Below are 14,453 nucleotides of genomic sequence, written 5' to 3'. Positions count from 1 at the left end.
ACTTAACCTAAGAAACAGGAGGATGGAAGATGAATATCCACGAGTATCAAGGTAAAGAAATATTTCGTTCTATGGGCGTAGCCGTTCCAGAAGGACGAGTAGCATTCACTGCTGAAGAAGCGGTGGAAAAAGCGAAAGAATTAGATTCAGATGTATATGTGGTTAAAGCACAAATACACGCTGGGGGTAGAGGTAAAGCAGGCGGTGTAAAAATTGCTAAATCACTTTCTGAAGTTGAAACTTACGCTAATGAATTATTAGGGAAACAATTAGTTACTCACCAAACAGGACCTGAAGGTAAAGAAGTTAAACGCTTATATATCGAACAAGGTTGCGATATTCAGAAAGAATATTATGTTGGTTTCGTAATTGACCGTGCAACAGACAAAGTTACTTTAATGGCGTCTGAAGAGGGTGGTACTGAGATTGAAGAAGTGGCAGCTAAGACACCTGAAAAAATCTTTAAAGAAACAATCGACCCAGTTGTAGGTTTATCTCCTTATCAAGCACGTCGTATTGCTTTCAACATTAATATTCCTAAAGAATCTATTGGTAAAGCAACTAAATTCTTATTAGCACTTTATAACGTGTTCATTGAAAAAGATTGCTCTATCGTAGAAATTAATCCACTAGTAACTACTGGTGACGGACAAGTATTAGCTCTAGACGCTAAATTAAACTTCGACGATAATGCATTATTTAGACATAAAGATATCGTTGAATTACGTGATTTAGAAGAAGAAGATCCTAAAGAAATCGAAGCATCTAAATATGACTTATCATATATCGCTTTAGACGGTGATATCGGTTGTATGGTTAACGGTGCAGGTTTAGCTATGGCAACAATGGATACTATTAATCATTTTGGTGGAAATCCAGCTAACTTCTTAGATGTTGGTGGCGGTGCTACTAAAGAAAAAGTTACTGAAGCTTTCAAAATCATTTTAGGTGATGACAATGTTAGAGGTATCTTTGTAAATATCTTTGGTGGAATTATGAAATGTGACGTTATCGCAGAAGGTATCGTAGCAGCAGTTAAAGAAGTAGAATTAACTTTACCATTAGTAGTACGTTTAGAAGGTACAAATGTTGAGCGCGGTAAAGAAATCTTAAACGACTCAGGTTTAGCAATTGAACCAGCAGCTACTATGGCTGAAGGTGCACAAAAAATCGTTAAACTTGTTAAAGAAGCGTAAGGAAAGGATGGGAGCACTAAGATGAGTGTATTTATTGATAAAAATACGAAAGTAATGGTACAAGGTATCACAGGGTCTACTGCCTTTTTCCATACAAAACAAATGCTTGATTATGGAACACAAATTGTCGCAGGGGTAACACCAGGTAAAGGTGGACAAGTTGTAGAAGGTGTTCCTGTTTATAATACAGTTGAAGAAGCTAAAAATGAAACTGGCGCTAACGTATCAGTTGTATATGTTCCAGCACCATTTGCTGCAGATTCAATTTTAGAAGCAGCTGAAGCTGAATTAGATATGGTTATCTGTATTACTGAACATATTCCAGTTGTGGATATGGTTAAAGTTAAACGTTATTTACAAGGACGTAAGACACGTTTAGTAGGACCAAACTGCCCAGGTGTTATTACGGCAGATGAGTGTAAAATCGGAATTATGCCTGGTTACATCCATAAAAAAGGTCACGTAGGTGTTGTATCTCGTTCAGGTACTTTAACTTATGAAGCCGTACATCAATTAACTGAAGAAGGCATCGGTCAAACAACGGCTGTTGGTATCGGTGGTGACCCAGTTAATGGTACAAACTTCATTGATGTATTAAAAGAATTCAATGAAGATCCTGAAACTAAAGCAGTAGTAATGATTGGTGAAATCGGTGGTACTGCTGAAGAAGAAGCTGCACAATGGATTAAAGATAATATGAATAAACCAGTAGTAGGATTTATTGGTGGTCAAACTGCACCTCCAGGAAAACGTATGGGACACGCTGGTGCAATTATCTCTGGTGGTAAAGGTACTGCAGATGAAAAAATCAAAACATTAAATGATTGTGGTGTTGAAACTGCAGATACACCATCAGAAATTGGTACAACTTTAATCGAAGCAGCTAAAAAAGCTGGAATCTATGATGAATTATTAACAGTTGATAAATAATTGATAGATTTTTATTAGACTCGAACCTTTAATTAGGTTCGAGTTTTTTTATAGTCTTAGTGGAAGTGATATATATAATAGTAGAAACTCGTCACCGTTTAATGAATGATGAGTTTGGAAAATTACTCCTTACAATCACATTAAATTTAACACTTATATGTCTTTGAATAGTAATAACCAACTGGGTTAAATTGAGCTATAATACTTCTAAAGGAGTAATGCATAGTGATTCAACACACTTTATTGAAGCTCTATTGGGCTAATTTCGCCACAACGCAAGTTCATCAATTTATTAAAGAATATCCAAAAGTAATTTCAGAAAACGCACTAATTCAAAATGAGATGATTGAGGATTGGGCTAAAAGACAAACCTCATCCACAGTCAGGAGAAAATTGAGCTTATTTAAATCACTTAATACAGAAGTTATATTTCAAGAAATGACTAAAATGAACCTCAAATATTTAACTTACTTTGATAAACATTATCCTCAATTACTTAAAGAAATTTATGATTTTCCATATGTAATTTTTTATAAAGGAAATAAACAACTATTTAATTGCCCTCATACTTTAGCTGTTATAGGCTCAAGAAAGTCAACCTTATATACAACTCAAGCTTTGGAATATCTTTTCCCATCATTTAAATCACTAAAAATGACGATTATTTCCGGATTAGCATATGGTGCAGATAGTATAGCTCACCAAGTCGCACTAAAAAATAAACTTCCAACAATAGGCGTTCTTGGCTTCGGCCATTCATATCATTATCCTAAGTCATCTTTAAAGACAAGAGAGAATATCGAACGAAAAGGACTAGTTATAAGTGAGTATCCACCTCATTCTCCCATAACCAGATATAAATTTCCTGAAAGAAATAGATTGATTAGTGGACTCGCTCGGGGGCTATTAATTACAGAAGCAGAGAAAATAAGCGGTAGTCAAATAACAGTAGACTGCGCTTTAGAACAAAACCGGAATGTATATGTTTTACCAGGATCAATGTTTAATCCTATGACCAAAAGTAATTTACTTAGACTTCAAGAGGGGGCACAAGTCGTTTTAGATGAAAGTAGTATTCTTTCAGACTACATTTTCTAAAATACTTTTGAATATACCTCTATTTATAGTGAATGACATGTATTAAATTAGTTAAAGTTTTATGAGACAAAATTAATAATATTTGTAACAAAATGTGAATTTAAAAATTAAAACGTTGACAAACACAAAATTAAGCGTTTATCATTTATCTTTAGTAATTCAATTTGCAAGGGGGAAATCACTTTGGCAGATAATTTAGTCATAGTTGAGTCGCCTGCAAAAGCTAAAACCATTGAAAAATATTTAGGAAAAAGATACAAAGTTATCGCTTCAATGGGACACGTACGTGACTTGCCTAGAAGTCAAATGGGTGTCGATACTGAAGATAACTATGAACCAAAATATATTACAATTCGCGGTAAAGGTCCGGTTGTTAAAGATTTAAAGAAATATGCTAAAAAAGCTAAAAAAGTTTTTCTCGCTAGTGACCCCGACCGTGAAGGTGAAGCGATTGCCTGGCATTTATCAAAAATTTTAGAACTAGAAGACTCAAAAGAAAACAGAGTAGTATTCAATGAAATTACAAAAGATGCGGTAAAAGATAGTTTCAAACACCCTAGAGGTATTGAAATGGATTTAGTTGATGCTCAGCAAGCACGTCGTATTCTAGATAGACTCGTGGGTTATAATATCTCTCCTGTATTATGGAAGAAAGTTAAAAAAGGTTTATCTGCAGGACGTGTTCAGTCAGTAGCTCTTCGTTTAGTTATCGACCGAGAAAATGAAATACGTAATTTCAAACCAGAAGAATATTGGACTATTGAAGGGGAATTTAGATATAAAAAGTCTAAATTTAATGCTAAGTTCCTCCATTATAAAAATAAACCTTACAAATTAAATACAAAAGAAGACGTTGAGAAAATTACAACAGCTCTTGATGGAGATCAATTTGAAATTACGAATGTAAATAAGAAAGAAAAAACACGTAATCCAGCTAACCCATTTACTACTTCAACCCTTCAACAAGAAGCTGCACGTAAGTTAAACTTCAAAGCTCGTAAAACTATGATGTTAGCGCAGCAACTATATGAAGGTATTGATTTAAAACGTCAAGGTACTATCGGTTTGATTACTTACATGCGTACAGATTCTACTCGTATATCGGACTCTGCAAAGTCAGAAGCTCATAACTATATTACTGATAAATATGGTAAAGAATATGTGTCTAAACGTAAGGCAACCGGTAAACAAGGTGACCAAGATGCCCATGAAGCGATTAGACCTACAAGTACTTTAAGAACTCCAGATGAAATGAAACCTTATTTAACTAGAGATCAACATCGTCTTTATAAATTAATTTGGGAACGTTTTGTGGCAAGCCAAATGGCTCCAGCAATTTTGGATACTATTGCACTCGATGTTACTCAAAATGATATTAAATTTAGAGCAAATGGTCAGACTATAAAATTCAAAGGTTTCATGACACTATATGTTGAAGCTAAAGATGATAAAGAAAATGATAAAGAAAATAAACTTCCTAAATTAGAGGAAGGCGATAAAGTTACAGCAACTCAAATTGAACCTGCACAACACTTTACTCAACCGCCTCCACGTTATACAGAAGCACGTTTAGTTAAGACACTAGAGGAACTTAAAATAGGAAGACCTTCAACTTATGCTCCGACTATAGATACTATTCAAAAGCGTAACTACGTTAAATTAGAAAGTAAACGATTCGTACCAACAGAACTTGGCGAAATTGTTTATGAACAAGTCCAAGAGTACTTCCCAGAAATTATTGATGTAGAGTTTACTGTTAACATGGAAACTTTATTAGATAAAATAGCTGAGGGAGATACGAATTGGCGTAAAGTAGTTGGTGATTTTTATAATAGTTTCAAGCAAGATGTTGAACGTGCTGAAGAGGAAATGGAAAAAATAGAGATTAAAGACGAACCAGCTGGAGAAGATTGTGAAGTCTGTGGTTCACCTATGGTTATTAAAATGGGAAGATATGGTAAGTTTATGGCTTGTTCTAATTTCCCTGATTGTCGAAATACTAAAGCTATAGTTAAATCTATCGGAGTAACATGTCCTAAATGTAATGAGGGTGAAGTAGTTGAACGGAAATCCAAGAAGAATAGAATATTTTACGGATGCTCTCAATACCCTGATTGTGACTTCATTTCTTGGGATAAACCAGTAGGAAGAGAATGTCCTAAATGTAACCACTACTTAGTAGATAAGAAAAAAGGTAGAAGTAGCCAGGTCGTTTGTTCTAACTGTGATTACAAGGAAGAAGTTCAAAAATAGATTAAATTAAATTAGGAGGAAAATGATGACTCAAACAGTTAATGTCGTTGGAGCTGGATTGGCAGGTTCTGAAGCGGCATATCAGTTAGCTCAGCGTGGTGTAAAAGTTAATTTAATTGAAATGAGACCAGTGAAACAAACTCCAGCTCATCACACTGATAAATTTGCTGAACTTGTATGTTCTAATTCACTAAGAGGTAATTCTCTGACAAATGCAGTTGGTGTGCTTAAAGAAGAAATGAGACGTCTGGACTCTCTAATTATTCAAGCAGCTGATAAAGCACGTGTCCCGGCTGGGGGAGCTCTAGCTGTAGATAGACACGATTTTGCTGGTTATATCACTGATACGCTTCGTAATCATCCCAATATAACAGTATTAAATGAGGAAGTTAATCATATTCCTGAAGGATACACAATTATAGCTACAGGTCCACTAACGACAGAACACTTAGCTCAAGAAATAGTTGATATTACAGGTAAAGATCAACTTTACTTTTATGATGCAGCGGCACCGATTGTAGAAAAAGATACAATAGACATGAACAAAGTTTACTTAAAATCTCGTTATGACAAAGGTGAAGCTGCTTATCTTAATTGTCCTATGACAGAAGAAGAATTTAATAGATTTTATGATGCTGTATTAGAAGCTGAAGTAGCACCCGTCAATGAATTTGAAAAAGAAAAATATTTCGAAGGATGTATGCCTTTTGAAGTAATGGCTGAAAGAGGTCGTAAAACTTTACTATTTGGTCCAATGAAACCTGTAGGACTTGAGGACCCTAAAACAGGTGAACGTCCATATGCAGTTGTACAATTGAGACAAGATGATGCAGCAGGAACACTTTACAATATCGTAGGGTTCCAAACACATTTAAAATGGGGCGCGCAAAAAGAAGTTATACGTCTTATTCCTGGATTAGAGAATGTGGATATCGTGAGATATGGTGTGATGCACCGTAATACATTTATCAACTCTCCTGACGTTTTAAATGAAAAATACGAGCTTGAGGGTCATGAGCATCTTTATTTTGCAGGTCAAATGACTGGTGTAGAAGGTTATGTAGAAAGTGCGGCAAGCGGTTTAGTTGCGGGAATTAATCTCGCTCATAAACTTGCTGGTAAAGGAGAAGTTATTTTCCCTAGAGAGACGATGATAGGAAGTATGGCCTATTATATTTCTCATGCTAAAAATGAGAAAAACTTCCAACCTATGAATGCTAATTTCGGCTTATTACCATCATTAGAAAAGCGAATTAAAGATAAAAAAGAAAGATATGAAGCTCAAGCAAATAGAGCGCTCGAATATCTAGATAATTATAAACAAACACTTTGATGAGCATAATAGTTTAACTAGGTAGTAAAATAATTACTACCTAGTTTTTTTATGGAATGATTCGATTGTTTGAGGTGAATAAGTAATATGTAAATCTTGCATTATAGGTTTAATAATTCAAGGATTTATAAATTCTTTTTGACATTAATTCTCTAAAGATTTTGAATTGATTACCAAATTACTGTATGCCCTATCATTCATATGCTACAATGCAATATGATGGAGGGGAATTATATTGAATGAAATCCAAAAAACATTTTTATACATGTTGAAGGTAGAAAGAAATTTTTCAGAATATACTTTGAAATCCTATCATGATGATTTGATTCAATTTAATGACTTTTTAGTTAGTGAACATTTAGAATTAGCTACATTTGAATATAAAGATGCTCGAAATTATTTATCATTTTTATATTCACATAATTTAAAAAGAACGACAGTATCGAGAAAAATTTCTACTTTACGTACTTTTTATGAATATTGGATGACTCAAGATGAATCAATAGTTAACCCCTTTGTTCAACTTGTACACCCTAAGAAAGAACAGTACCTTCCTCAATTCTTCTATGAAGAAGAAATGGAAGCTTTATTTCAAACTGTGGAGCAAGATAGTAAAAAGGGCATGCGAGATAGGGTTATTATTGAATTATTATATGCAACAGGAATACGTGTGTCTGAATTAGTTAATATCAAAATTAAAGATATAGATATGAATTTACCTGGAGTGAAAGTTTTAGGTAAAGGAAATAAAGAACGTTTCATTCCCTTTGGTGAATTTTGTAAGCAGAGTATTGAAAGATATTTAAACGAATTTCAACCTAGAAAAACTAATGACCATGAATATCTTATAGTTAATATGAATGGTGCGCCTATTACTGAACGTGGTGTGAGGTATGTTCTTAATGATGTAGTAAAACGCACTGCTGGTGTCACAGATATACATCCCCATAAACTCAGACATACGTTTGCAACGCATTTATTAAATCAAGGTGCTGATTTGAGGACAGTTCAATCTCTTTTAGGTCACGTTAATTTATCAACGACAGGCCGCTATACTCATGTTTCAAATCAACAACTCCGCAAGGTTTATTTAAATGCACATCCTCGAGCAAAAAAAGGAGAGTAAGTTATGAGTAATACTTTACATGCAACAACTATTTACGCTGTACGTCATAATGGTGAAGCTGCAATGGCAGGTGATGGACAGGTTACTCTTGGTCAACAAGTTATTATGAAACAAACTGCTAGAAAAGTTAGACGTTTGTATGAAGGGAAAGTCTTAGCAGGATTTGCTGGTAGTGTTGCTGATGCATTCACGCTTTTCGAAAAGTTTGAAACAAAACTACAACAATTTAGCGGTAATTTAGAACGTGCGGCAGTTGAATTAGCACAAGAATGGCGTGGAGATAAGCAGTTAAGACAATTAGAAGCAATGCTTATTGTTATGAATAAAGATGCAATTCTTGTTGTAAGTGGTACAGGCGAAGTTATTGCGCCAGATGATGATCTTATCGCTATTGGGTCTGGAGGCAATTATGCTTTAAGTGCTGGTCGAGCGCTTAAAAGACATGCTTCACAACTTTCTGCTAAAGAAATGGCTTATGAGAGCTTGAAAGTTGCTGCAGACATCTGCGTATTTACTAATGATAATATTATCGTTGAAACATTGTAGTTGAATTGCATAATGTGATTTTATTTTTAAGAATTAGGAAATGAATCTTAGTTACAAAGTAACAAGATGGAGGAATGTTATATATGGATACAAATGGAATTAAATTGACTCCAAAAGATATCGTATCTAAATTAAATGAATACATTGTTGGACAAGATGACGCAAAACGTAAAGTAGCGATTGCATTAAGAAATCGCTATAGAAGAAGTTTATTAGATGAAGAAGCTAAACAAGAAATCGCACCTAAAAATATTTTAATGATTGGACCAACTGGGGTAGGTAAAACTGAAATAGCTAGAAGAATGGCTAAAATAGTTGGTGCACCTTTCATTAAAGTTGAGGCTACTAAATTTACTGAGGTAGGTTATGTAGGTCGAGACGTTGAAAGTATGGTAAGAGACTTAGTTGATGTAGCTGTTCGTTTAGTGAAAGAAGAAAAGAAAGCACTCGTCAAAGATGAAGCGATTGCTAAAGCGAATGATAAGCTTGTTAAATTGTTAGTTCCAAGTATGAAGAAGAAGGCTTCTCAAGGAAATAATCCTCTTGAAAATCTTTTCGGAGGTGCAATTCCTAACTTTGGTCAAAATAATGAAGAAGAGGAAGAGCCACCTACTGAAGAGATAAAAACTAAGCGTTCAGAAATTAAGAAGCAATTAGAAGAAGGTAAACTTGAACAAGAAAAAGTAAGAATAAAAGTAGAACAAGATCCAGCAGCTATGGGCATGCTAGGAACGAATCAAAATCAACAAATGCAAGACATGATGAACCAATTGATGCCTAAAAAGAAAGTTGAACGAGAGGTATCTGTTGAAACAGCAAGAAAAATACTTGCTGATGATTATGCTGATGAACTTATAGATCAAGAAACAGCAAACCAAGAGGCTCTAGAGCTTGCAGAACAAATGGGTATTATCTTTATAGATGAAATTGATAAAGTAGCAACAAATAATCAAAATAGTGGTCAAGATGTTTCACGCCAAGGTGTTCAAAGAGATATTTTACCAATCCTTGAAGGTAGCATGATTCAAACTAAGTATGGTACTGTAAATACTGAACACATGCTATTTATTGGCGCTGGTGCGTTTCACGTTTCAAAACCTAGTGATTTGATTCCAGAATTACAAGGTCGTTTCCCAATCAGAGTAGAACTTGAAAGTCTTACTGTTGACGACTTTGTCAGAATTCTTACAGAGCCTAAGTTATCATTAATTAAGCAATACGAAGCGTTGCTTCAAACTGAAGAAGTGACTGTAAACTTCACTGAAGAAGCGGTCAAACGTTTAGCTGAAATTGCTTACCAAGTCAACCAAGACACTGATAATATTGGTGCTCGTAGATTACACACAATTTTAGAAAAGATGCTTGAAGATTTATCATTCGAAGCACCAAATATGCCACATGCTGTTGTAGACATAACACCACAATATGTTGATGATAAACTAAAAACTATCTCAACGAATAAGGATTTAAGTGCATTTATTTTATAATATAAATAGAAGGAGAAAAATTATGAGCTTATTATCTAAAACTAGAGAATTAAACACGTTATTACAAAAACATAAAGGCATTGCAGTAGACTTTAAAGATGTTGCACAAACGATCAGTAGCGTTACAGTCACAAACGTATTTATCGTATCAAGAAGAGGTAAAATTTTAGGGTCGAGTCTTAACGAGTTATTAAAGAGTGAGCGAATTATCAATATGTTAGAGGAAAGACATATTCCTAGTGAGTATACTGAAAAACTTATGGATGTTAAACAAACACAATCTAACATTGACATTGATAATGTTTTAACAGTGTTTCCTCCTGAAAACAAAGACGTTTTTGTAAACAGTAGAACAACTATTTTCCCTATTTTGGGTGGAGGAGAACGACTTGGTACACTCGTTTTAGGTCGAGTTCAAGATGACTTTAATGAGAACGACCTAGTTTTAGGTGAATACGCTGCAACTGTAATTGGTATGGAAATCTTACGTGAGAAACATAACGAAGTTGAAAAAGAGGCTCGTGATAAAGCTGCAATCACAATGGCTATCAATTCACTATCTTATTCTGAAAAAGAAGCGATTGAACATATCTTTGAAGAGTTAGGCGGAAATGAAGGTTTACTTATCGCTTCTAAAGTGGCTGACCGTGTTGGTATTACTAGATCTGTTATTGTAAATGCATTACGTAAATTAGAAAGTGCTGGTGTCATTGAATCACGTTCACTAGGTATGAAAGGTACTTTCATCAAAGTTAAAAAAGAAAAATTCTTAGATGAATTAGAAAGAACAAAATAATTAATAAAACATCAAATATAAAAAAAGAGTGTCAGCTATATCATGAGCGATACTCTTTTTATATGTGATCATAAATATTATTCATTGTTCAGACACAAAGGCATTGCGTTTCTGGACAAGTTATGATATATTAATTGACGGCTATTAAGCCAATACACACATAATTAATGTAAATATAGAGGGTGCAAATCTTTGGATTTGTCTTTATATGAGTTAATTATGGAGGTAAATAACCAATAGGAGGAATTTTAAAATGGCAGTAATTTCTATGAAACAATTACTTGAAGCCGGTGTTCACTTCGGTCACCAAACACGCCGTTGGAACCCAAAAATGAAAAAATATATCTTCACTGAAAGAAATGGTATCTATATCATTGACTTACAAAAGACAGTGAAAAAAGTTGAAGAAGCATACAACTTCCTTAAACAAGTATCAGAAGATGGCGGTAAAGTCTTATTCGTAGGTACTAAAAAACAAGCACAAGAATCAGTTAAAGCTGAAGCAGAACGTGCTGGACAATTCTACGTTAACCAAAGATGGTTAGGTGGAATCTTAACTAACTACAAAACAATCTCTAAACGAATTAAACGTATTTCTGAAATTGAAAAAATGGAAGAAGATGGATTGTTTGAAGTATTACCTAAAAAAGAAGTTGTTGAACTTAAAAAAGAATACGACCGTTTAATTAAATTCTTAGGCGGTATTCGTGATATGAAATCTATGCCTCAAGCATTATTCGTTGTTGACCCTCGTAAAGAGCGCAACGCTATTGCTGAAGCACGTAAATTAAATATTCCTATCGTAGGTATTGTTGACACTAACTGTGATCCAGACGAAATTGATTACGTTATCCCAGCAAACGATGATGCTATCCGTGCCGTTAAATTATTAACAGGCAAAATGGCAGATGCTATCTTAGAAGGTCAACAAGGTGTATCTAATGAAGAAGTAGCTGCAGAACAAAACATCAATTTAGATGAAAAAGAAGAATCTGAACAAGCAGAAACAACTGAAGAAAACACTTCTGTTGAATCAAACTAAGATATAGTTTAAATGGGTGATAAGATACTAATGCTTATCACCTTTTTTTAAAAGTAAAACAAATCATAATAGAGTATTGGAAATATCACCTAAAATAATGGTAAAATTTGGGTATATCATAAATACAATTATATATTGGAGGAGAAATTAATGGCAATTTCAGCAAAACTTGTTAAAGAATTACGTGAAAAAACAGGCGCAGGTATGATGGATTGTAAAAAAGCGCTAACTGAAACTGATGGTGACATCGATAAAGCAATCGACTACTTACGTGAAAAAGGTATCGCGAAAGCAGCTAAAAAGGCTGACCGTATCGCTGCTGAAGGTCTTGTACACGTAGAAGTTAAAGGAAATGAAGCAGCTATCGTTGAAATCAACTCAGAAACTGACTTCGTTGCTCGTAACGAAGGATTCCAAGAATTAGTTAAAGAAATTGCTAACCAAATTCTTGATAGTAAAGCTGAAACAGTTGACGCTTTATTAGAAACTAAATTATCAAGTGGCAAAACTGTTGATGAAAGAATGAAAGAAGCTATCTCTACAATTGGTGAAAAATTAAGTATCCGTCGTTTTGCTATTAGAACTAAATCTGATAATGACGCTTTCGGTTCTTACTTACACATGGGCGGACGCATTGGTGTGTTAACTGTTGTTGAAGGTACAACTGATGAATCAGCTGCAAAAGATGTAGCTATGCACATCGCTGCAATCAACCCTAAATATGTTTCTTCTGATCAAGTAAGCGAAGAAGAAATCAACCACGAAAAAGAAGTATTAAAACAACAAGCATTAAACGAAGGTAAACCAGAAAACATCGTAGAAAAAATGGTTGAAGGTCGTTTACGTAAATATTTACAAGAAATTTGTGCTGTAGATCAAAACTTCGTTAAAAATCCAGATGAAACAGTTGAAGCATTCTTAAAATCAAAAGGTGGTCAACTTACTGACTTCGTTCGTTACGAAGTAGGCGAAGGTATGGAAAAACGCGAAGAAAACTTCGCTGATGAAGTTAAAGGACAAATGAAATAATCTGTCATAATTTTAACAAGAAAGAAGACACCTATTAAGTTTCCTTTCTAATAGTTTTAGAGCTATAGAAAGGAGCCATCCGTGTCTTCTTTACTTATATATTTTTACATATTTCTACTATAGAGAGGATAAGAAAATGGCTCAAACTTCTAAATATAAACGTGTAGTCTTGAAATTGAGTGGAGAAGCTTTAGCTGGAGATAAGGGATTCGGTATCAATCCAATTATCATCAAAAGTGTAGCGAAACAAGTTGCTGAAGTTGCTAAAATGGACTGTGAAATTGCAGTTATTGTTGGTGGCGGAAACATTTGGAGAGGTAAAACAGGCAGCGATTTAGGAATGGATCGAGGCACTGCTGACTATATGGGCATGTTAGCAACTGTAATGAATGCTTTAGCGTTACAAGATAGTTTAGAACAATTAGATTGTGATACACGTGTTTTAACTTCAATTGAAATGAAACAAGTTGCTGAACCATATATTCGTCGACGTGCAATCAGACATCTAGAGAAGAAGCGCGTAGTTATCTTTGCAGCTGGTATAGGTAACCCTTACTTCTCAACTGATACTACAGCAGCTTTACGAGCAGCTGAAGTTGAAGCAGATGTAATCTTAATGGGTAAAAATAATGTAGATGGTGTTTATTCAGCTGACCCTAAAGTTGATGAAAATGCCGTTAAATATGAACATTTAACACATATTCAAATGTTACAAGAAGGTTTACAAGTAATGGATTCTACTGCTTCATCATTCTGCATGGACAATAATATTCCATTAAATGTATTCTCAATTATGGAAGAAGGAAATATTAAGCGCGCCGTTATGGGAGAAAAAATCGGTACGCTGATTACAAAATAAATTAGAGGTGTAAAAAATGAGTGACATTATTAAAGATACTAAAGCTAGAATGCAAAAATCTATCGACAACTTATCACGTGAATTAGCTAACATCAGTGCTGGTCGAGCTAATTCAAATTTACTAAATGGTGTAACAGTTGATTACTATGGTGCACCAACACCAGTACAACAATTAGCAAGTATCAATGTTCCTGAAGCACGTTTATTAGTAATTTCACCATATGATAAAACTTCAGTAGATGATATTGAGAAAGCAATCATCGCAGCAAACTTGGGCGTTAACCCAACAAGTGACGGTGAGGTCATCCGAATTTCTGTTCCTGCATTAACAGAAGAAAGACGTAAAGAACTAGTGAAAAACGTTAAAAAAATTGGTGAAGATGCAAAAGTTTCAATTAGAAATATTCGCCGTGACATCAATGATCATCTTAAAAAAGAAGAGAAAAATGGTGACATTACTGAGGATGACTTAAGAAGTCAAACTGATGACGTTCAAAAAGCAACTGATAACTCTATTAAAGAAATAGATCAGTTAGTTGACGATAAAGAACAAGATATCATGTCTGTTTAATCATGTGACTTGTCACTGAGTAGATTAAAATTTATAACTACTCTTCACATGATATTTATAAAGTGTCTAAGAATGAATTAGTGAGCTCGACTTGAGGTCATACTTCTTTAATACTTTATGAATCTTTATGTTTTAATAGTCTAAACTGTACCAAGTAGGACTTTGGTACAGTTTTTTTATTTGCTTA

General features: G+C 34.3%; 13 protein-coding genes. All 13 read left to right on the top strand.

Features of this window, described 5'->3' with window-relative positions; all coding sequences use genetic code 11:
- Positions 1-29: 29 nt before the first annotated feature.
- The 13 genes from sucC (at position 30) to frr (ending at position 14,266) form a co-directional block, all read left to right on the top strand.
- A complete protein-coding gene (gene sucC, locus MHI13_RS13730; protein WP_002436291.1) occupies positions 30-1,196 on the top strand; it encodes an ADP-forming succinate--CoA ligase subunit beta in 1,167 nt (388 codons plus the stop codon).
- Between the two features lie 21 nt (positions 1,197-1,217).
- On the top strand, positions 1,218-2,126 hold the full coding sequence (gene sucD, locus MHI13_RS13725; RefSeq protein ID WP_064210559.1) for a succinate--CoA ligase subunit alpha: 909 nt from the start codon (positions 1,218-1,220) through the stop codon (positions 2,124-2,126).
- Positions 2,127-2,351: 225 nt separating this feature from the next.
- Positions 2,352-3,224, top strand: coding sequence for a DNA-processing protein DprA (gene dprA / locus MHI13_RS13720; RefSeq protein WP_064210560.1), 873 nt, complete (start codon positions 2,352-2,354; stop codon positions 3,222-3,224).
- Between the two features lie 177 nt (positions 3,225-3,401).
- Positions 3,402-5,477 (top strand): type I DNA topoisomerase, encoded by a 2,076-nt coding sequence (topA, locus tag MHI13_RS13715; protein WP_030064789.1) that lies wholly within the window; start codon positions 3,402-3,404, stop codon positions 5,475-5,477.
- A 25-nt stretch (positions 5,478-5,502) separates the two neighbouring features.
- Positions 5,503-6,810, top strand: a complete 1,308-nt coding sequence (gene trmFO, locus MHI13_RS13710) for an FADH(2)-oxidizing methylenetetrahydrofolate--tRNA-(uracil(54)-C(5))-methyltransferase TrmFO (RefSeq protein ID WP_030064791.1) — start codon at positions 5,503-5,505, stop codon at positions 6,808-6,810.
- Positions 6,811-7,045: 235 nt separating this feature from the next.
- Positions 7,046-7,936: a tyrosine recombinase XerC gene (gene xerC / locus MHI13_RS13705; protein ID WP_064210561.1), complete on the top strand. Its 891-nt coding sequence runs from the start codon at positions 7,046-7,048 to the stop codon at positions 7,934-7,936.
- A 3-nt stretch (positions 7,937-7,939) separates the two neighbouring features.
- Entirely contained in the window at positions 7,940-8,482 is a 543-nt protein-coding gene (hslV, locus tag MHI13_RS13700) for an ATP-dependent protease subunit HslV (protein WP_023350393.1), read from the top strand.
- A gap of 83 nt (positions 8,483-8,565) precedes the next feature.
- On the top strand, positions 8,566-9,969 hold the full coding sequence (hslU, locus tag MHI13_RS13695) for an ATP-dependent protease ATPase subunit HslU (RefSeq protein ID WP_064210562.1): 1,404 nt from the start codon (positions 8,566-8,568) through the stop codon (positions 9,967-9,969).
- Positions 9,970-9,991: 22 nt separating this feature from the next.
- Positions 9,992-10,765, top strand: a complete 774-nt coding sequence (gene codY, locus MHI13_RS13690) for a GTP-sensing pleiotropic transcriptional regulator CodY (protein ID WP_002436324.1) — start codon at positions 9,992-9,994, stop codon at positions 10,763-10,765.
- Between the two features lie 253 nt (positions 10,766-11,018).
- Positions 11,019-11,807, top strand: coding sequence for a 30S ribosomal protein S2 (rpsB, locus tag MHI13_RS13685; protein ID WP_002436327.1), 789 nt, complete (start codon positions 11,019-11,021; stop codon positions 11,805-11,807).
- 150 nt (positions 11,808-11,957) lie between these two features.
- Positions 11,958-12,836, top strand: a complete 879-nt coding sequence (gene tsf / locus MHI13_RS13680; protein ID WP_030064793.1) for a translation elongation factor Ts — start codon at positions 11,958-11,960, stop codon at positions 12,834-12,836.
- Between the two features lie 136 nt (positions 12,837-12,972).
- Positions 12,973-13,695 (top strand): UMP kinase, encoded by a 723-nt coding sequence (pyrH, locus tag MHI13_RS13675; protein ID WP_002436299.1) that lies wholly within the window; start codon positions 12,973-12,975, stop codon positions 13,693-13,695.
- Positions 13,696-13,711: 16 nt separating this feature from the next.
- Entirely contained in the window at positions 13,712-14,266 is a 555-nt protein-coding gene (gene frr / locus MHI13_RS13670) for a ribosome recycling factor (protein ID WP_002436295.1), read from the top strand.
- Positions 14,267-14,453: the final 187 nt, after the last annotated feature.

This window comes from Staphylococcus sp. FSL K6-0223, assembly GCF_038008285.1.
This window is presented reverse-complemented; position numbering and strand designations above follow the sequence as displayed.

Bases quoted from the DNA above. Each gene is read 5' to 3' on its own strand.
- sucC (WP_002436291.1), top strand. From the start codon at position 30: ATGAATATCCACGAGTATCAAGGTAAAGAAATATTTCGTTCTATGGGC.
- sucD (WP_064210559.1), top strand. From the start codon at position 1,218: ATGAGTGTATTTATTGATAAAAATACGAAAGTAATGGTACAAGGTATC.
- trmFO (WP_030064791.1), top strand. From the start codon at position 5,503: ATGACTCAAACAGTTAATGTCGTTGGAGCTGGATTGGCAGGTTCTGAA.
- hslV (WP_023350393.1), top strand. From the start codon at position 7,940: ATGAGTAATACTTTACATGCAACAACTATTTACGCTGTACGTCATAAT.
- hslU (WP_064210562.1), top strand. From the start codon at position 8,566: ATGGATACAAATGGAATTAAATTGACTCCAAAAGATATCGTATCTAAA.
- codY (WP_002436324.1), top strand. From the start codon at position 9,992: ATGAGCTTATTATCTAAAACTAGAGAATTAAACACGTTATTACAAAAA.
- rpsB (WP_002436327.1), top strand. From the start codon at position 11,019: ATGGCAGTAATTTCTATGAAACAATTACTTGAAGCCGGTGTTCACTTC.
- tsf (WP_030064793.1), top strand. From the start codon at position 11,958: ATGGCAATTTCAGCAAAACTTGTTAAAGAATTACGTGAAAAAACAGGC.
- pyrH (WP_002436299.1), top strand. From the start codon at position 12,973: ATGGCTCAAACTTCTAAATATAAACGTGTAGTCTTGAAATTGAGTGGA.
- frr (WP_002436295.1), top strand. From the start codon at position 13,712: ATGAGTGACATTATTAAAGATACTAAAGCTAGAATGCAAAAATCTATC.